This is a genomic window from Treponema sp. J25 (genome assembly GCF_004343725.1).
GTDB lineage: Bacteria > Spirochaetota > Spirochaetia > Treponematales > Breznakiellaceae > J25.
Genome location: NZ_PTQW01000033.1, coordinates 1 through 17,890, shown reverse-complemented (window position 1 = coordinate 17,890; position 17,890 = coordinate 1). Strand labels below are relative to the sequence as shown.

Annotated in this window: 15 protein-coding genes, 6 tRNA genes and 1 riboswitch; of the genes, 6 read left to right on the top strand and 15 right to left on the bottom strand. The window is 45.8% G+C overall.

Translation table 11 applies throughout. The features are described from left to right. Positions 1 to 11: 11 nt before the first annotated feature. The 7 genes from tig to C5O22_RS10195 all read right to left on the bottom strand — a co-directional run bounded on the left by tig (position 12) and on the right by C5O22_RS10195 (position 2,365). On the bottom strand, positions 12 to 1,373 hold the full coding sequence (tig, locus tag C5O22_RS10225) for a trigger factor (protein WP_132781509.1): 1,362 nt from the start codon (positions 1,371 to 1,373) through the stop codon (positions 12 to 14). A gap of 125 nt (positions 1,374 to 1,498) precedes the next feature. After that, positions 1,499 to 1,570, bottom strand: a tRNA-Gly gene (locus C5O22_RS10220). A 43-nt stretch (positions 1,571 to 1,613) separates the two neighbouring features. After that, positions 1,614 to 1,694 (bottom strand) — tRNA-Leu (locus C5O22_RS10215). 185 nt (positions 1,695 to 1,879) lie between these two features. After that, positions 1,880 to 1,951, bottom strand: a tRNA-Gly gene (locus tag C5O22_RS10210). A gap of 3 nt (positions 1,952 to 1,954) precedes the next feature. Beyond that, a tRNA-Lys gene (locus C5O22_RS10205) sits at positions 1,955 to 2,027 on the bottom strand. 156 nt (positions 2,028 to 2,183) lie between these two features. After that, positions 2,184 to 2,257: transfer RNA gene (locus tag C5O22_RS10200), tRNA-Arg, on the bottom strand. A gap of 35 nt (positions 2,258 to 2,292) precedes the next feature. Beyond that, positions 2,293 to 2,365 (bottom strand) — tRNA-His (locus C5O22_RS10195). 90 nt (positions 2,366 to 2,455) lie between these two features. After that, positions 2,456 to 2,561, top strand: a riboswitch (TPP riboswitch). A 97-nt stretch (positions 2,562 to 2,658) separates the two neighbouring features. Between C5O22_RS10195 and thiD the strand changes: the two genes are divergently transcribed. The 3 genes from thiD to bioB are packed head-to-tail and all read left to right on the top strand — an operon-like array spanning position 2,659 to position 5,154. Then, positions 2,659 to 3,474 carry a bifunctional hydroxymethylpyrimidine kinase/phosphomethylpyrimidine kinase gene (thiD, locus tag C5O22_RS10190; protein WP_132781507.1) on the top strand — a complete coding sequence of 272 codons (816 nt, stop codon included), beginning with the start codon at positions 2,659 to 2,661 and terminating at the stop codon, positions 3,472 to 3,474. 17 nt (positions 3,475 to 3,491) lie between these two features. After that, a complete protein-coding gene (gene thiE, locus C5O22_RS10185; RefSeq protein ID WP_132781506.1) occupies positions 3,492 to 4,211 on the top strand; it encodes a thiamine phosphate synthase in 720 nt (239 codons plus the stop codon). Then, positions 4,201 to 5,154, top strand: coding sequence for a biotin synthase BioB (gene bioB / locus C5O22_RS10180; protein WP_132781504.1), 954 nt, complete (start codon positions 4,201 to 4,203; stop codon positions 5,152 to 5,154). The genes thiE and bioB overlap by 11 nt, the downstream gene beginning before the upstream one ends. Positions 5,155 to 5,190: 36 nt before the next feature. Here the strand turns inward: bioB and C5O22_RS10175 are convergent, their stop codons facing one another. From C5O22_RS10175 to C5O22_RS10160, 4 genes are all read right to left on the bottom strand, one after another. Continuing rightward, positions 5,191 to 6,219: an endo-1,4-beta-xylanase gene (locus C5O22_RS10175; RefSeq protein WP_132781502.1), complete on the bottom strand. Its 1,029-nt coding sequence runs from the start codon at positions 6,217 to 6,219 to the stop codon at positions 5,191 to 5,193. Between the two features lie 136 nt (positions 6,220 to 6,355). After that, positions 6,356 to 6,682, bottom strand: coding sequence for a YkgJ family cysteine cluster protein (locus C5O22_RS10170; RefSeq protein WP_132781500.1), 327 nt, complete (start codon positions 6,680 to 6,682; stop codon positions 6,356 to 6,358). After that, on the bottom strand, positions 6,679 to 8,691 hold the full coding sequence (locus tag C5O22_RS10165; RefSeq protein WP_132781498.1) for an ATP-dependent helicase: 2,013 nt from the start codon (positions 8,689 to 8,691) through the stop codon (positions 6,679 to 6,681). Before C5O22_RS10165 ends, C5O22_RS10170 begins: the two co-directional genes overlap by 4 nt. 7 nt (positions 8,692 to 8,698) lie before the next feature. Further along, on the bottom strand, positions 8,699 to 9,178 hold the full coding sequence (locus C5O22_RS10160) for a COG2426 family protein (RefSeq protein ID WP_132781496.1): 480 nt from the start codon (positions 9,176 to 9,178) through the stop codon (positions 8,699 to 8,701). Positions 9,179 to 9,375: 197 nt separating this feature from the next. Here C5O22_RS10160 and C5O22_RS10155 point away from each other — a divergent pair, with 197 nt between their 5' ends. After that, a complete protein-coding gene (locus C5O22_RS10155; RefSeq protein WP_132781494.1) occupies positions 9,376 to 9,978 on the top strand; it encodes a hypothetical protein in 603 nt (200 codons plus the stop codon). A gap of 80 nt (positions 9,979 to 10,058) precedes the next feature. Here the strand turns inward: C5O22_RS10155 and C5O22_RS10150 are convergent, their stop codons facing one another. From C5O22_RS10150 to C5O22_RS10135, 4 genes are all read right to left on the bottom strand, one after another. Continuing rightward, positions 10,059 to 11,318: an anion transporter gene (locus tag C5O22_RS10150; RefSeq protein ID WP_132781492.1), complete on the bottom strand. Its 1,260-nt coding sequence runs from the start codon at positions 11,316 to 11,318 to the stop codon at positions 10,059 to 10,061. A 70-nt stretch (positions 11,319 to 11,388) separates the two neighbouring features. After that, positions 11,389 to 11,973: an RdgB/HAM1 family non-canonical purine NTP pyrophosphatase gene (gene rdgB, locus C5O22_RS10145; protein WP_132781593.1), complete on the bottom strand. Its 585-nt coding sequence runs from the start codon at positions 11,971 to 11,973 to the stop codon at positions 11,389 to 11,391. 132 nt (positions 11,974 to 12,105) lie between these two features. Then, entirely contained in the window at positions 12,106 to 13,731 is a 1,626-nt protein-coding gene (locus C5O22_RS10140) for a methyl-accepting chemotaxis protein (protein ID WP_165910492.1), read from the bottom strand. Between the two features lie 228 nt (positions 13,732 to 13,959). Continuing rightward, entirely contained in the window at positions 13,960 to 14,466 is a 507-nt protein-coding gene (locus tag C5O22_RS10135; RefSeq protein WP_132781488.1) for a cache domain-containing protein, read from the bottom strand. A 130-nt stretch (positions 14,467 to 14,596) separates the two neighbouring features. Between C5O22_RS10135 and budA the strand changes: the two genes are divergently transcribed. Continuing rightward, positions 14,597 to 15,370 carry an acetolactate decarboxylase gene (gene budA / locus C5O22_RS10130; protein WP_132781485.1) on the top strand — a complete coding sequence of 258 codons (774 nt, stop codon included), beginning with the start codon at positions 14,597 to 14,599 and terminating at the stop codon, positions 15,368 to 15,370. A gap of 245 nt (positions 15,371 to 15,615) precedes the next feature. Beyond that, positions 15,616 to 17,700 carry a [Fe-Fe] hydrogenase large subunit C-terminal domain-containing protein gene (locus tag C5O22_RS10125; protein ID WP_132781483.1) on the top strand — a complete coding sequence of 695 codons (2,085 nt, stop codon included), beginning with the start codon at positions 15,616 to 15,618 and terminating at the stop codon, positions 17,698 to 17,700. Positions 17,701 to 17,890: the final 190 nt, after the last annotated feature.

Sequence of the window (17,890 nt, the reverse complement as noted above, 5' to 3'; positions counted from 1 at the left end):
CTATAATCTACCTACTTCTGCCCCATAAGGTCCAGGTACTTTTGCTTTTTTCCTTTTTTTACTTTTACCTCGCCCAGGAGAAGATCGAACAATTTCTGCTGCTGGAGATCTTCTTTTAAATACGCCTTATTAGTATCATCGTAATATTTTTTTATTTCCTCAAGGCTTATGTTCATTTCCTGGGCCTGTTTCGCAATTTCCTGTTCTACCTCTTCATCGCTCACGGTAATACTCAAATTCTTTATAAGGGTATCGACGATCAGTTGCTTCTTGAGATTCCGTTCTACATCAGGCCGCCATTCATTTAAGAGTTCTTCGAGATTTTTCCCGTTCGCTTGGTAAATTTGAATGAGCTGATCCACCGACATGTTCAGACGCCGGGCTACCGAGCGCAGGCGGCTTTCTTCTTCGAGTCGAATCATGGATTCCGGAAGATCGATGGTGCTTGCTTCCAGGAGTTTGTCCAGGATCTGCTGGATCTTAAGCTCCCGTTTCCGCTGTTCCAGGTTTTTTTCCAGCTTTTGTTTCAGGTCTTTTTTAAGATCCTCTAGTTTTGTGTATTTTGCATCCACATCTTGAGCAAATTCATCGTCCAGGTCGGGTAATTTTTTCTCTTTCAGCGCTGTTATGGTGACTGTAATAGTCTTGGTTTTTCCTGCAAGCTCGGGAAACTCAAAATCCTCAGGGTATGATTTGGTGATTGTCTTGCTTTCTCCTTTTTTCATCCCCAGGATTTCATCGTCAATTTTATAGTAGTTCATACCGGACCCAACGGTAAAGACAAAATCCTCCCGTTCTGTCCCCGGAATTACTTCTCCCCCTTCGTTTACTTCTGCATAATTGATAGTAACCACATCATTGGCAGCGATGGGAGATCCTTCTGCCTTATCGATGACAAAGGCGTTCCGTTCCCGTAGGGTTTCGAGTTCTGTTTTAATGTCTTCATCGGTAATTTCGACGACCGGTTCTTCGACTTCGATCCCCTTGTAGGAACCCACCGTGACGGTGGGGAACACGTCATAGGTGACAGAAAAGGAAAGGTCCTTTTCCAGAGAAAACTCGGGAACTTCCCGCAGGGTCGGTTGGGAATAGGGGAGGGGACGATCGGTGGCGGGAAAATCCTCCGCATCCAGGACTTCTTTAAGGGCCTTTTCGATAAGTTTACCGAAGGCATCTGCCTTTACCGCTTCTCCGAGCTTTCGTTCTACAAGATCCTGGGGGGCCTTCCCTTTCCGGAAACCCGGCAGTTGAATGTTTTTGGCGTAGTAACTGAGTACATCCGTATATTCTTTCCGGACCTCTTCTTGAGCTACCTTCACCGTAAGCTGAACCTGGGAGTGTTCTTTCTTTTCAATTTCTCTGGATACTACCACGGTAATCCCTCTTGTGTGGAAAAATGGGGCAAATCATATACAAGATTTGCCTGACCTGGGACGCATCATTGTGCCCTGGCTTGAAAAAAAAGGCGACCCGATGGCCGGATCGCCCCATCGTTACGAGCGGGAAACGGGGCTTGAACCCGCGACATCCACCTTGGCAAGGTGGCGCTCTACCACTGAGCTATTCCCGCATACCCCAGGTGGGACTCTTTTCTAGAAGAACCCCACGGTGCTTGCGAGAGAAGGGACTTGAACCCTTACGCCTGAGGCACTAGATCCTAAGTCTAGCGTGTCTACCAATTTCACCACTCTCGCATGCCGGTGGTATATATTACAGCCGCAACTACTGTACTGAAAAGTCCCGGTTCTGTCAATAGGATTGAGGTTAAGGTGCTCTCTAAATATATGCTTTATAACATTTTGTGTTTCTTTAAGGTTTTATTTACAGTGACTATTGGGTATCAAAATAAAAAAACCGTGCAATTCCTGCACGGTTGTAAAGCGGGAAACGGGGCTTGAACCCGCGACATCCACCTTGGCAAGGTGGCGCTCTACCACTGAGCTATTCCCGCAGATGAGCCGCGAAGGGATCGAACCTTCGACCCGCAGATTAAGAGTCTGCTGCTCTGCCAGCTGAGCTAGCGGCCCAAAATACTCGCCCCTGACGGACAGAATGCTCTATCCTCACAGCGACTGTTTCTGTCCCGTAGCTCGGTACTATCGGAAAGTCCCCTTCTTCATTACGCACGGGCCTTTTCTCCGTTAACCGGAGACTGTAGTACCCTCCACTGCTACAGAACATCCTGCGTCCGGAGGGACTCGAACCCCCGGCCTACGGATTCGAAGTCCGTCGCTCTATCCAGCTGAGCTACGAACGCATATGTTGTATGAGCGCCGGATCCGATGCCGCATGGGTGGATGACGGGGCTCGAACCCGCGACACCCAGATCCACAGTCTGGCGCTCTACCAACTGAGCTACATCCACCGTCGACTGACAGGGCTTACTATGCACCAAAAACAAAAAATAGTCAATACTTCTGTTGACGAAAAACCGTTCCTGTCGTAGCATAAAGCGAGTTGCTGCTTGGGGAGCCAGGAATGGCTGGCTGAGAAAGGGACGTCCCCTGACCCATGAACCTGATCCGGGTAATACCGGCGGAGGAAAGCAGGTGGTGGATAAATGTTTTCTCCCTTCCTTGGTTTAGTTTTTTCTAACTGAAACAAATCTATTCCTCTCCAGGCAGTCCCGGGTGATCCAGCATAAGGGAGATGTACATCATGAAACAGCTTCTTACTATTGCAGGGAGCGATGCCTCTGGAGGGGCGGGTATCCAGGCGGATCTTAAAACCTTTGCTGCCCTTGGTTGTTACGGTATGTCTGTGGTTTGTGCTGTGACGGCCCAAAATACCCAGGCGGTGCTCCAGGTGCATAGCATACCGGAAGAGATGATTGGTGCCCAGATTGAGGGGATTTTTCAGGATATTCGGGTAGATGGGGTAAAAATAGGTATGGTAGGGAATGCCGCTGCGATACGAACGGTAGCCCAGCATCTTCGGTTTTATCGGCCACCTCTGGTTGTCCTAGACCCTGTCATGGTCTCCAAAAGCGGCTATCCCCTTTTGGATCCCCAGGACCGTCAGGTACTCGTGGATGAACTATTTCCCCTGGCAGATCTTATAACTCCTAATATTTATGAGGCTGAGGTTCTTACCGGAGAATCTATTCAGAATATTCAAGATATGGAACGGGCTGCGCACAAGCTTCTTTTCTTAGGGGCCCGGGCGGTACTTCTTAAGGGGGGCCACCTTGCTGCTCAGTGTGACGATCTCTTAGCGACCGATTCATCGATAAAAGTCTTTCCGGGTATTCGTATTGTTAGCGTTCATACCCATGGGACTGGTTGTTCCTTATCATCGGCTATTACTGCCCTTTGGGCCCGGGGAAGCAATCTTGAAGAGGCCATAGCGGAGGCAAAAGCCTGGCTTACGGAAGCAATTAAAGAGGGGATCCCCTTAGGAAAGGGGCACGGACCGGTACATCATTTTCATGCTTTTTATGATAGGGAGGGACTGCCCAGGCAAAAAAGGCAGTAAAAAAAGAAGGGGAAAGTATGCAATATTGTGAAAATGAAGAACCAACCCAGAACTTGTCCATTCCGGCAGGAGGCATCCTTTGTGTTATCACGGGCCGGTTTTTATGTGCTCCTGACCAGTATCAAACGATGCTGGAAAACATATTGGAAGCTCGTCCTGATATGATTCAACTGAGGGAGAAAAAATTAGAAGGAATACCGGCTGTGTCGGATCGGGTATTTTATGAAGAGGGCCGTTGGCTGAGGGCGCAGTGCCGAGAAAGAGGTATCCTTTTTATTGTGGATGATCGGCTTGATATGGCTATGGCCCTCGATGCAGATGGAGTACATTTAGGCCGAAAGGATCTTCCCCTTTTGGTAGCTCGAAAACTCTGGGGACGGAACAAACTCTATGGTGTTTCGGTTGGTACTATTGAGGAGGCCCAGCAAGCAGAACTGCAGGGAGCACGTTATCTGGGCTATGGAGCAGTATTCCCTACTGAAACAAAACAGGATATCCGACCCAATAATCTTGAAGGGCTTGAGGCAGTGTGCAGCGCGGTACGAATTCCTGTGTTAGCTATCGGTGGTATCGGGATGGATCAGGTTCCCCAGGTGATGAAGCGAGGGTGTGGTGGAATTGCGGTGGTGTCCGCTGTATGGAAAGCTCCTCATCCTGGTATAATGGTACGAACCATAAAGAATCTCATGGCTGAAAATTGGAATTATCAAACAATAGGAGAAACAAATGCATCTTGAGTCAATAATTCAGCAGGTACTTGATGGTACACCAGTAGATAAAGAACAAGCCCTGTTCCTTGTTACGGTTCCTCTCGAACCGCTTTGTGAAGGGGCAGAAAAGATTCGTCGTCACTTCTGTGGGAATGTTTTTGATGTGTGTGCTATTGTGAACGCCCGTAGTGGTCGTTGTCCTGAGGATTGTAAATTTTGTGCCCAGTCGGTGTATTATGTAACACCGGTTCAGGAATATCCTCTTTTGTCTGAAGAAAAAATTCTTGAACAAGCCCGTCTTTGTGCCAGGGCGGGTATTCATCGGTTTTCTATTGTGATTTCTGGAAGATCGGTTGAGTCAAAAGAACTAGAAAGAATTTGTAAAATAATTAGAGGAATTAAAAAAGAAACAGAACTTTATGTCTGTGCCTCATTAGGGATCCTTGAGGAATCTCAGTACCGGAGTCTAAGAGAAGCAGGCCTTGATCGAATTCATAATAATCTAGAAACGGCTCCTCGTTTTTTCCCTTTTGTCTGTAGTACCCATACCTACGAAGAAAAAGTCAATGCGATTCGCCTGGCCCAAAGATTTGGGTTTTCGGTATGTTCTGGCGGGATTTTTGGGCTAGGGGAGACCATGGAGGATCGTATCGATATGGCCTTTGTGTTACGGGAACTTGGAATACTCTCGGTTCCCCTAAATTTACTTGATCCCATTTCGGGCACTCCTTACGAGAAAAACCCCGTTCTTTCTGAGAAAGAATTTCGGCGCATTGTAGCTATTTTTCGCTATATTTTACCCCAGGCTTATCTTCGTCTTGCGGGAGGTCGAAGGTTGCTCTCTGATAAGGGTGCAGCCTGTTTCCGGTCGGGAGCAAATGCGACAATTTCAGGCAACCTGCTTACTACCAGCGGCATTCCTTTTGTGGAGGACCGACGAATGCTTCATGAACTTGGTTTTCAGTTGTAAAAAATGGAGCCGCCGGTCCCCCGTACTGACTTTCCCTTATTTTTCTAAAATTTTCCGTAGGGATCCGTACAGTTTTTTCGGTTGTTTGTTTTGGTCAAAGGGATGGGCGCTACCGTAACCAGCGAAGGTTCCCGGAATCCAACTGTAGGCATCGGTATAGCCCCAGAGCACAAAGCATGAAATATTTTCTTCCCGGGCAATCCGCAAAAGGTCCTCATACACTGCCTGCTGGGCCGCCTCTTTTTCGGGGGTGACGGGTAGTTTTATGCGGACATCCACTTCGGTAAAGGAGACCGTAAGTCCCAGATCCCGGAACCGCTTAATGTTTGCCTGTAAAGCTTCTTTATTTACCGGTAGTTCCGCCAGCATGTGGAGTTGGAAACCTACCCCATCGATGGGAACTCCCCGATCAACCATACCCTTGACCAGGTTATAAAAGGCATCCCCTTTCACCGTTCCCGCGTATTCGTTGTTGTAATCGTTCAAGATCAGTTTTACCGACGGATCAGCCTGCCGGGCCGTTTTAAAGGCTATATCGATGTATTCGGGCCCAATGGTTCGCATCCAGATTGAATTGCGCAGTACCCCGTTGTCATCGATAACTTCATTGCAAACATCGTATTCGTAGAATTTGCCCTTGTAGCGGGTAAGGACTTCTGTAATGGTTTCCGTAAGAACCTTCAGGGCTGCTTCCTTATCTGACAGGTTGTTGATAAACGGCGGATTTTGATTATGCCATACAAAGGTGTGGCCCCGGAGTTTCATCCGATTCTCCTCGGCAAATCGCACAAGATTATCCACGTCGGACCAGTTCCAGAAGGTAGCGGTGGGACGGAGATATTGAAGTTTCATGATGTTTTCTGCCACAAGGATATTAAAGTTATCTTTTAATAACTTGGAATCCTTGGGGTCCAGGAGATCCCCTGGGCGAACCGCCACACCAAAAAGAAATCCCCGGGAATCCACCACAGATCGCATGGTCCTGGGGGCACAGGATAAGAACACTGTGAGGGATATAAACGTTCCAACAAGTAGAAGTCCCCTCTGAATAGGTCGTTGTATCATTACTTACCTCCGCAAAAAGGTATATTCACCCACTCTGTAGTAATAGTGGGTGTGATGGTCCCCAGAATAAATACTGAAGCCCTATACTGTCTTAAGTATGAGGGTATAGAAAAGTATTGGCTATAGAGCAAATTACCTATTCTGGTCGACTTGCCTCTTCTAAAAAGCTTAAAATTTCGCGGGCCTCTTCGTAGCTGGACCCACAGGTGTCCGGATGGGGGATAAAATTGCGACACACCTCTGGATAATGAAGAGTATTATGGATACGGCAGTAACGATGTTCATCGAGATGGATACAGGGCGTCCCTGCGGCTTTTCCTGATGGCATGCCCGGAAGGCCTGGCCCTGCCGGAGGGATGGGGGAAGAGATGGAAATCCAGATACAGCAGGCTCCGCAACCAGGACGGCAACGGAAAGAAAGGCTATCCGAAGGAGCGTTAGGTTGCAAAGGATTTCTGTTCATCCTGCCGCTCCAAAGCGCCCTTTAATCTGGGCAAAATAATCTGCCGCCTCCTCAGGGCTTTCTATGGCCTGTTCTCCTTCGTGGTATTCCACCAGGTGCTGGGGAATTTCTTCCAGAAAAGGGGAGGGTTTACATTCAACAAGGCTTTGTAAACGCTTACGCTGGCGGCAACTGGTAATATACAATTTGTCGCGGGCCCGGGTAATGGCCACATAAAAAAGTCGCCGCTCTTCTTCGATATTTCCTTCCCCTTCTTCGAGACTGCGGGCATGGGGAATAAGCCCGTCCTCGGCTCCGGCGATAAAGACCACGGGAAACTCGAGCCCCTTGGAGGCATGGATCGTCATAAGATTGACCTTACCCCGCTGGTTTTCTTCGTTTTCGTCATCTCGGGTGATCAAACTAATACGATTTAAATATGGATATAATGTGGGATCCAGATTGTCTGGGTCATTTTCCCAGGTTTCTATGGATTGAATAAGATACTCAATGTTGAGAAACTTGAAGCGGGCGGCCTTTTCGTTTTTGTTGTATTCGGTGACCAGGTAGCTCCAGTAATCGATGTTATCCACCAGGGCCCGGACTTTTTTTGCCAGTCCCCGTTTTCCCAGCATTTCTCCGCGATAAAATTCAATCAAGGTGATAAAACCTTCCACATCAATTTTGCCCTTTTCAGAGAAGAGGGTATCCGGTGCATAGCGGAGGCGATTCATGGCATCCCAGACGGAGGTATGCTGCTCCCGGGCAAAGGTGGTAATATGCTCTACCGCCGTTTTCCCGATGCCCCGACGGGGTGTATTGATGATCCGCAGAAGATTGATATCGTCGTCGGGGTTCGCAATGACCCTGAGGTAGCTGATGATATCCTTGATTTCCTTTCGTTGAAAGAAACTGGATCCCCCCGAAAGGCGGTACGGAATATTTTCGGCCAGAAAGGCCTCTTCTAGGTGGCGGAACATGGAGTTGGTTCGCACGAGCACCCCAAAATCGTCATACCTTCGTTTTTCCTTCATCATAAGGGAGCGAATGGTATGGGCTATAAAATCGGCCTCTTCGCTTTCATTGGGGGGAAAGAATATCTCGATAGGCTTACCGCCCCCATTGCCAGACCAGAGTTTCTTGTTTTTCCGGTTGGTATTATGAGAGATAACGCCGTTGGCCGCTTCAAGGATAGTGGTGGTTGACCGGTAGTTTTGTTCAAGCTTAATTTCCACCCGATCCGGGAAATCCCGTTCGAACATCAGGATGTTTTCGTAATTTGCTCCCCGCCAGGAGTAAATAGACTGGTCGTCGTCTCCCACGACACACACGTTTCGATCGGCCAAAAGTCGCAGGAGCCGATACTGGATGAGACTGGTGTCCTGAAATTCATCTACCATGAGATACCGGTACTGATTCTTATAGCTTTGGAGAACCTCCGGATATTTTTCGAATAGTTCGATGGGAAGCACCAGAAGGTCATCAAAATCGACGGCATTAAATACCTTAAGACTGTGCTGGTATTCCCGGTAGACCCCCTCGTACTCGTCGTTGGCCCTGTCGCCCCAGTGGTAGCGGCCTATTTTCACGTTAGAAAAGAGCTGACCAATCTTATAGAGATCTACCCCCTCAGGAGAAAGGCCGCATTCCCGCAGGCTCTCTTTGATGAGTTGATTTCGGTCCGTTTCGTCATAAATGGAAAAATTCGAGCGATACCCCAATTTTTCTATCTGTTCCCGCAGAATCTGGACCCCAAAGGCATGGAAGGTGCTTACCGTCAGATTATGGAGTTTTTTACCGGTGAGTTCCCGGACGCGCTCTTGCATTTCCCGGGCTGCCTTGTTGGTAAAGGTAAGGGCCAGAATCGCCGATTGGGGGATACCCTTTTCAAGCATATAGGCGATCCGATAGGTGATAACCCGGGTTTTCCCCGATCCGGCCCCGGCGATAATCAGGACGGGCCCTTCGATGGTGGTTACCGCCTGAATTTGTTCTGGATTAAGCTCATCTTGAAATCGTAATTTCGTCATGGGCTCATTATAGGGTTTTTACAAAGATTGAAAAAGCCGTAAGTCCCAGGAGCACCACCGCCGTCACAATGATTCCTGCGAGGGCAACCCCGATGGTTACGGAGAGGAGGGTTTTTTTCCTGTCCAGCCCCAGCACCCAGGCCCCCAGGGTCCCTGTCCAGGCCCCGGTAACCGGCAGGGGAACGGCCACGAAGGCCGCAATCCCCAGCCAGCCCCACTTTTCAATCTGGGGATGAATTTTGATTCGGGCCCGTTCGATAATCCGGTTAAAGAAACGCTCATACCAGGGAAGGTGAGAAAGAAGCCGGTGAAGCGTAGCCAGGAACAGCCAGCAAAGGGGCGCCACCAGGGCATTCAGAGCCACACTATAAAGATAGGCAAGGGGCCAGCTCATACCCTGGGCAATGGCGTAGGGGATGGCTCCCCGCAATTCCGATATGGGAAGGATGGCCAGAAGGCCCGTCCAAAGCAACGTTTCAATGCTCATATGTGATACTCCAGATGAGGGTAGTTGTGGGAACCCCCTTACACTACTAAAAAGGAGTAAAAAATAAAAGGGGCCCCTTCCTCATCTTCTGAGTCTGCGATGCAATGACTCTCTGGAGAAGGCTCACCAGGGTCTCTTCCATTTTTTGCAATTAAAAAATTGAAAACTAAAAGAGGAGATAGTATACTCTTTTCCGTATGAAAGACCCCAACGAACCGCTTTCTGTCCCTTCTGAAAAAGCCATAGTGGTTACCCAGTCCTGGGGGGATTATTGGCTCATTATTGGTGTGTTATATGGACTCATATTGCTGATAGGATGGAAGCAGTTTACTTCGAACTGGACGACCTTTCTTATTTTTGTATATTGCGCTCTCCAGGTAATGCTTCCTACCTTTCTTGCTTTTAAGTATCTTGCCATGAGAAAATTGATTATGACCCCTTCAGGGGTGGTGATTGAAGTTGGGGATAAGCGCGAAGAGATTGTTTACAAAAAAGAGGCTCTCCAGAAAATCAAGGTGGACTATGTGTCCGGCTTCATCCTGGGAAATCGCGGAAAGGATCCCAAAGTGGTATTTCAGTTTTATTTGAAACCCGAGCACGTTCATCCTTTTCGGGGTCTTAAGAAAATGTTGTATGCAAAAAAACTTTCAGTTAACAATTATATATTGCAGGAGAAATCGGTAGAGGTACTGGAGTTCCTGCAACGTTTTTATGGCGATGTGGAGTGCAGTATAGATCCCGCTGCCCGGGAATACCTGGAAAGAAGTACCCGCTGCCATGAGCACAGCTTTACAAGGTAAGGCCGTTTAATAGGCCCGGTGGCGGAGGATGTTAACATGGAGTGATCCCCCGAATATGAGCGGCGGGCCATGCTATTCAGTTATACCAGGAGGAGCCACCAGGTCCCAAAGGCGATAGTGATAAGGGTGACAGGAAGTCCTACCTTAAGATAATCGATGAAGCGAATTTCGACACCAAACCGTTTGGCCCCTTCTGCAACGATGAGATTTGCCACCGAACCTAAAAGGGTAAGATTGCCGGCGTAGGTACTTGCCATGGCCATGACAAGCCAGGCCTTTTCGGGATTGTCGAAGTAACTTACCAGGGGACGCATCAGCATCACCGCAGGAACATTGGAAATAAGATTAGAGAGGAGGAGGGTAAAAATTGAGAAATTGGCGAGACTTCCTCCAACGAGGGGCATTCCCTTTTGTACGAAAAGCTGGAATGCCTCGGTTCGAGCTACGGCGGCGGTAATAATAAACAGCCCCCCAAAAAAGGCAATGATTGTCCAATCTAATTCGGCAAATACCCGCTCTGGTTTAATGCGGCGGGTAATTAAAAGCAAAGCGGCTCCCAACATGGCCGCTTCATAGACAGGCATATTAAGGACAAAACAGACGGTCATAATACCAATGGCAATCCCGCTTTTATACAGAAGGGGGCGGAATAGGCGATTTTCTTGCTTTCCTCCAGCTTCAGGGATAAAGAGCGAGGTAGTCCTAAAAAACTCCCCGGCAAAAACGATGAGTACTATTCCGTAGGCAATGAGGATGCCTACAAGAGAGGGGACCCATAAAAAACTGGTAAATCGTACAAAGGGAATACCACTTGAAGCACCGATGAGCATGTTCTGGGGATTCCCGATGATGGTTGCCGCCGAACCAATGTTGGCACTTACGGCAAGGGCAATAAGATAGGGAAGGGGATTCCTCCGGGCCCGGAGAACAAGGGAAGCTACGAGGGGGGTCATCATGATACAGATGGTATCATTTAAGAAGAGCGCCGAGAGGAGTCCCGAAGTAACCATGATGAACAGAAGAAGCCGCCGGGGGGTATGGGCAAGACGAAGTACGGTGGTACTGGCAAGGTCAAAAAAACCGGAGAATTTAAGATTTGCGGTAATGATCATCATGGAAAGAATCAGAATGAGGGTTCCCAGGTCGATACTTTTAAGAGCCTCTTCTGGTGCAATTGCCCCCGTAAGCAAAAGAAGGGCGGCCCCTGCAAAGGCGATGCTCGCCCGATTCATTCTGAGGCGGGGAATTCTTCCTATGGCGATCCCAGCGAGGGTAACAACAAGAAGGATGTCAATGATATATTGATTTCCTGAAAAGAGTTGCTTGAATACCTGTTCCATCTTTTAATTACTGGTTTGGTAATGAGTTATCTATATTGAGTTCTCTATGAGAGAGAAAACTTTCTTTTCATCATACCTGTTCCAGTATCTGGCGAAGGATGCGTCCTGCCTTACCACGGTGACTTATACGATTTTTTTCTTCTTCCGATAATTCTGCCACCGTTTTTCCGTACTGAGGTAAGTAAAGAATAGGATCGTAGCCAAAACCGCCATTACCCCGTTCTTCGGTAGCGAGCTCTCCCTCCAGCGTTTCCTGTACAAGATAGAAACGATCTCGTCCGAAATACAATACCATGGCACAGACAAAATGGGCGCGCCGGTCTTGAATACCAGCCATTTCAGCAAGTAACAATTGATTCCGCTCATGGCTGTCTAGTTTTTTCCCTTCCTTTTCGCCGTAACGGGCCGAATGAATCCCAGGGCGCCCTCCCAGGGCATCCACACAGAGGCCCGAATCATCGGCAATGACCGGTTCTTTTACAAGTTCATAAAGGGCCCGGGCCTTAATGAGGGCGTTTTCTACAAAAGTGGTACCTGTTTCTTCCGGGTCAAAAGAGAGTCCCCGGTCTCGGGGAATATGGATGAGAATCCCTCCCAGAATAGCCTGGAGTTCCTTTCTTTTATGTTCGTTATTAGTGGCAAACCAGAAATTCATGGCCCTCATACTAGCGGAAAATAAGGGGTAAGGGAAGGGGGAATAGGACTGTACAATCTCGCTCAAAAGAAAGATACTCTTAGCTTTATAAAGATTTACGGACCCCTTCTTGGTAACTCTGAAGGGAAAAAATTAAATCACAAATTCTGCTATTTCTTTTTCCAGTATAGCATTATTAGTTTGATTTGTTTTGCTTAGATTGGTAAGCATCGGCGTTAATTCGAAAATCTGCTGAATTCCTATTGTTATTTCTCCTATTCCGTTTTTGTGTTCCAGGGAAAGGGTCTTTATCTTCTCTATCGAGGTGTTGATGAGGGCTGTTCTAGAATCGATAGTGGAACTAGAGCTATTGATAAGCTTGCTAATTTCTTGAAGTTTCCCTATAGCCTCCTTAATTTGCAGGCTTTGTTCATTAGTTCGTTCCATAATAGTACCAATTTCTTCAATGCTGCCGGTAACAGTTTTAATGCCATTCAAGATATCTAGGATTATTTGCTGTGTGTCTTTGCTGTAATCGGATCCTCGATGGATTTTTTCTATAAGTTCTTGTAAAGAAATACTTGCTGTTTCTACCCTTTCTTTTGTAAGTTCCGAAAGTTTTTTTATTTCATCAGCCACTACGGCAAACCCTTTTCCTGCTTCTCCTGCATGGGCTGCTTCGATAGCCGCATTAAGAGCAAGGAGGTTTGTTTGTTCTGCTACGGTGGTAACGATACTGATCATTTCCGAAATTGCTTCAGTGGATTTTTTCATTTCTTCCATTAAAACATGATAATCATTTATAACACCTTCAGCAGTAGATGTTTTTGAAATAAGCTCCCGGGCAGTGCTTACCTTTTCTTTTGTTAATTGAGAAATAGAATAAATATCATTAATAAATAGAGTGATAAGTTCAGCTGCTTTTTGATTAAGATTAAATTGTTCCTGGATAGTATGAACAATATCATCGATTTCTTTCTTTATTTCGCCTGTTGCAATGCTAGCCGCATCTATCTGTTCATGGAGTAACGCAGTGTTTTTATTCATAATACCGGTCTGACTGCGTATTTCTTCTATTGCAGAAGTAAACTCAGAGGTTTGATTGGAAAGACGGTTCACTATATCCCGATTACTCCGGATTACGTCAGAAATGTTTCTTACCATTGTTACTAAATAGGATCGTACTTCGTGGGAAAGCTGTATGATACTTCCAATTTCATCATGATAGGGATCCTGAATTTCGGTGATAAGTTTCCCTTCTGAAAGGTCTTTCATAAAAAATAATATTTTTTGCATGCGCCTCATGATGGCTCTCGAAATAAGAAAAGAAAGACCAAAGAAGAGAAAGGCACTCACGATTAATACAATAATGAGAAAACGGGCAAAAGAGGAAAGTTGAGTTTCAAGACTTATCTTGGTTTTAAGAAAATCCTGTTCCAAAAGAGTACTGCTTTCAGTTACGATACTTTCCAGAGCGATGAAACTTTCGTGAAGCGAAGGAAGATACCCCGCCACAACAGAGGCTTCTATAAGGATGGAATCTACATAGTAATGGGAAAATTCAATATATACGCTAATAGCCTCTTTTGTCTTTTGATATACTTCGGAACTGATGATCCCTTCGAAAAACTCAAAGGATTTTTTTAGTTCCTCAAGGGATTGTTTTATCTCTTCTATATCCTGCTTCGTTTGTTTTTCGGAATGGATCCCCGAGGTGTAATATTGAGCAGTGAGTAGCATCCGCTCAAAGCTAGTGTTGAGCAGTTTTGAAAATTCCAAACTCTTTTTATAATTAGTTAAAGAGGTGTTAAAACCTCCAATGCTTCTTTGAATATTCTTTTGGTTGATATAGAAGAATCCTATCACTAACAAAAATACACATATTACTAATACCGGAATGGCTAATAGTTTTTGAAATAGTTTTATGTTATTAAAGGACATTTTCATCGCTGCTCTCACAATGATGGATTGAAGGAGGGGGCTTAGAGCCCCTTCCTGTGACTCTTGTTATTCCTCGTCTCCTACATAGTAACCAGAACCAATCATGTAGGATTTCCCTTGCACGTCGATTCGTTTAGCATAGCCCCGTTTAGGCCCAAATTTTTTCGTTTCCGGGTTTTGCCATGCCCACTCGAACCAGCCTTCTCCTTTCGTTTTTGCAATATTGATAAGTTCCTTTACCTGATAGACCTTGTTCCCGTTCCGATCGGTACTGGAAATATTCATCAAATTCTTTCCTATGAGGCTCGTATTGCTTCCGACGACCAAGGCGTTTCCTTCAAAGTCATACAGGAAGATGTAGAATTCTCCTTCGATAAAGCCTCCTTTCGGATCCTGGAAGGCCTTTACGGCCTGTTCAATACCATTCTTGTTAATGTATGCAATCCCCCTGTTTACAAGATCAATGACCTTCTTTTCCTTTTCGGGATCGATCTTTGTCTTTGTTTGGGCAAAAAGAAGGGTTCCACTCAGGGCCACACAAAGGAAAAGAATAGCCTTTCTTGTTTTGATCATGATTTACCTCCTCCCCATTGGATTTTCTATGTTGTTTTATTATGGAACGCTTTATATAAATTGTCAATTTTTAAAAAAAAAAGTTGCCATTTTTCTGTTTTAGCGTATTATTAAAAAAACGGAGGTTCTCATGAAGAGAAACATCTTTTGGACAGCGGTACTGTTTGTGGTTTTCGGCTTCTCCCTGTTTGCCCAGAGCAAAGGAGATGTGATCTATCAGGTTTCCACCCTTGGGGCTTTACAAGAGGGGGTTTACGATGGGGTAGAGCCCATCGAAACGCTGTTAAAATATGGCGATACCGGTATCGGGACCTTCGATGGTCTTGACGGTGAGATGATTATCCTTAATGGGACCTGTTATCAGGTAAAGGCGGATGGAAAGGTATACAAGGTAGCAAAGACTGTCAAAACCCCCTTTGCGGCGGTCAGTTTTTTTGATACCGATCAAAAAATACAAATTAGCGAACCCGTCTCTTCTTTAGCGGCTCTTTACGACGCTATTCTCAAAGCCCTTCCTACTAAGAATATTCCATATCTTATCAAGATAACAGGAACGGCGGCCTATGTGAAAACCCGAAGTGTCCCAAAACAGCAAAAACCCTACCCTCGACTGGTAGAAGTAACCAAGAATCAACCTACCTTCGAAGCAAAAAACATCGAAGGGACCCTCATAGGGGTATGGCTCCCTGAATATATGGCAGGAGTTAACATGGCCGGGTTCCATCTGCATTTTCTTTCCAAGGACCTTTCTTTTGGAGGGCATCTTCTTGAAATTGATATGCCCAAAGCAACGGTAGAAATCGACTATACTTACGGGTTGCAGCTTACCCTGCCATCGCAAAGTGATTTCTTTACTACGACGTTAAAGCAGGATAAAGAGGAACTCAAGAAAATAGAGCAATAAGAATTGGCAGTAGGGGCCCCTTAAAGAAGCGTTTTAAGATAAACATCGAAAAGGGGCCTTGGGCATTTTTCAATAATAAAAAGATTGATAAGGAGAAAAAGAGGAAAAATAGTGTTTCGGAAAGAAAAAAGTGCACGATCCTCCGATTGATACAAGATCTTAGGTAAGAGTAATAGTATTTCTCCAAGAATGGGCATAAGCGTCTGTTTGCTTAATAAATACAAAAAGCTTGGGAGGGAAAAAGTATGTTGCCAAAGCAACGACCAGTTATTAAAGTGATTGAAGAAAAATGTGTGAATTGTCATCGTTGCATTAGTGTCTGTCCTGCTAAAATGTGCAACGACGGTTCAGGGGATTATGTAAAAGTAAATAGTGATCTCTGTCTTGGCTGTGGAGCCTGCCTCGCCGCCTGTACCCATGGAGCTCGGGTGGGAATAGATGATTGGCAGACTTTTCGCGATGCTCTGACGCGAGGAGAAAAAATTGTTGCCATTGTGGCTCCCGCTGCGGCCAGTGGTTTTGAAGGCCGGTATAAGAAACTAGCTGGTTTTTTACGAAGCCTGGGAGTCCGGGCCTGTTTTGATGTGAGCTTTGGGGCAGAACTGACCGTCTATTCCTATCTGAAATACAAAAAAGAACAAAAACCGGATTGTATCATAGCCCAACCCTGTCCTGCGATTGTAAGCTTTATCGAAACCTACCGCCCTGAACTTATTTCTCTGCTTGCTCCTGTGGATAGCCCCATGGTGCATACCTTTAAAATGATCAGACAATTTTTCCCCGAATACCGGGACTACAAACTTGCGGCTATTTCTCCCTGTTATGCGAAACGGCGGGAATTTGATGCGGTGGGAATCGGGGACTATAACGTTACCTTTCGTTCTATTCATCAGTATTTAGAGGAAGCACAACTGGATCTCGAGCAATATCCAGAGGTAGAATTTGAAGGTCCCCGAGCAGAACGGGCGGTACTCTTCTCTTCTCCGGGAGGGCTTATGCGAACGGTCGCCCGTCATATTCCTGATATTTCAGGAAAAACCCGTAAAATAGAAGGCCCAGAAGTGTACCATTATTTTGCTCATTTGGGTGCTACCATCCAGGCAGGAGAGGCTCCCATTTTTGAACTTGTGGATTGTTTAAGTTGTGAGATGGGTTGTAATGGGGGACCGGGAACATTAAATCAAGGCAAAAATCTGGATAAAGTAGAAAAAAGAATAGAAGAACGGGCTCAAAAAGCCATGAAACACTATAGAAATCAGCGAAAATTGCTTACTACAATCAAACATTTTTGGAAACCCGGTTTGTACCTTCGTCATTATATTGATCGGTCCCCTGTTTTTAAAAATACTATTCGGGAACCGGATGCCTCTTTTATCGCTCGGATTAACCGAGAGACCTACAAAGAATCGGACCGGGATATTCTGAATTGTAGTGCCTGTGGTTACAATAGCTGCGAACAAATGGCAGTGGCAATCTATAATGGCCTTAATAAACCAGAGAATTGTCGTCACTACATGGAAAAGGAAATCCGGCGGCTCCATGATAGTTATAAAGAAAATCTTTCTCAGATGCTCAAGGAGTTTTCTGTCCGTAGTATCGAAACTCTGAAACAAAGTGAGGCTCCTATTGATGAACTTAATGAAGTAACTACGGCACTTCACCTTTTTATGAAAGAGTCTTCTCAGAATATTGTGGAGATGGTGGAAAATATAAATTACATAAATACCCTTGTCCTTTCTACTATTACAGCTTCAGAGCATCTTATGAATGCTTCAGAGGAGAATCGACAAAATATTCAAGGTATTTCCCGTTACATGGAAGAGATAGCCCATCGTTCGGTGACTATTCTTGAGGCAAGTGCGGTGATTGAAGATATAGCCCACCAAACAAACCTTCTGGCTATTAATGCGGCAATAGAAGCAGCCCATGCGGGAGCCCTTGGCAAGGGGTTTGCGGTGGTTGCTACGGAGATAAAAAAACTTGCTGAACATGTAGCAGGGCAGGCCACTTCTATTGCCCGGTTCTTACAGGAGATAAAAGACCTCATAGATCGGAGTTCTTCTCAGGCAGAAAAAACGAGTGAGAGTTTTGCCCAGGTGTTTTCTCGGGTCCAAGAGCTTATGGAACATCAACAGAAAATAAAAGAGATTGTTTTTGAACAACATGCGGGAAGCAAACAGATCCTGGAACGGCTTGATAAAATAAAGGAGTATACAGAGACCGTAGCGACTGCAGCCCGTCGAGTAGATGAATTAAGTGGACGGGTTATTCAAGAAATACGGGTGCTTCCTGAGACTCACCAGCGGAAAGAATCATCCATGGCAGGATAGTATAGGTTCGGGACTCTCTAATGTAACACTCTCTTATTTCAATTTACTGAAAGAGGTCCATGCCTTAGGGATTTCTATGCTTAATAGTTACCCCCTGAAATGGTTCAAAGCGCCATCCTTCTTCTTTTATTTTCATTTTGTTAGAGGGCTGTATAATAGTCCCAATATGCAACGTTTCAAGGGTTTTTTT

Excerpts from the sequence above, each read along its gene's own strand:
- thiD (WP_132781507.1), top strand. The coding sequence starts at position 2,659 with ATGAAACAGCTTCTTACTATTGCAGGGAGCGATGCCTCTGGAGGGGCG.
- thiE (WP_132781506.1), top strand. The coding sequence starts at position 3,492 with ATGCAATATTGTGAAAATGAAGAACCAACCCAGAACTTGTCCATTCCG.
- bioB (WP_132781504.1), top strand. The coding sequence starts at position 4,201 with ATGCATCTTGAGTCAATAATTCAGCAGGTACTTGATGGTACACCAGTA.
- C5O22_RS10175 (WP_132781502.1), bottom strand. The coding sequence starts at position 6,219 with ATGATACAACGACCTATTCAGAGGGGACTTCTACTTGTTGGAACGTTT.
- C5O22_RS10170 (WP_132781500.1), bottom strand. The coding sequence starts at position 6,682 with ATGAACAGAAATCCTTTGCAACCTAACGCTCCTTCGGATAGCCTTTCT.
- C5O22_RS10165 (WP_132781498.1), bottom strand. The coding sequence starts at position 8,691 with ATGACGAAATTACGATTTCAAGATGAGCTTAATCCAGAACAAATTCAG.
- C5O22_RS10160 (WP_132781496.1), bottom strand. The coding sequence starts at position 9,178 with ATGAGCATTGAAACGTTGCTTTGGACGGGCCTTCTGGCCATCCTTCCC.
- C5O22_RS10155 (WP_132781494.1), top strand. The coding sequence starts at position 9,376 with ATGAAAGACCCCAACGAACCGCTTTCTGTCCCTTCTGAAAAAGCCATA.
- C5O22_RS10150 (WP_132781492.1), bottom strand. The coding sequence starts at position 11,318 with ATGGAACAGGTATTCAAGCAACTCTTTTCAGGAAATCAATATATCATT.
- rdgB (WP_132781593.1), bottom strand. The coding sequence starts at position 11,973 with ATGAATTTCTGGTTTGCCACTAATAACGAACATAAAAGAAAGGAACTC.
- C5O22_RS10135 (WP_132781488.1), bottom strand. The coding sequence starts at position 14,466 with ATGATCAAAACAAGAAAGGCTATTCTTTTCCTTTGTGTGGCCCTGAGT.
- budA (WP_132781485.1), top strand. The coding sequence starts at position 14,597 with ATGAAGAGAAACATCTTTTGGACAGCGGTACTGTTTGTGGTTTTCGGC.
- C5O22_RS10125 (WP_132781483.1), top strand. The coding sequence starts at position 15,616 with ATGTTGCCAAAGCAACGACCAGTTATTAAAGTGATTGAAGAAAAATGT.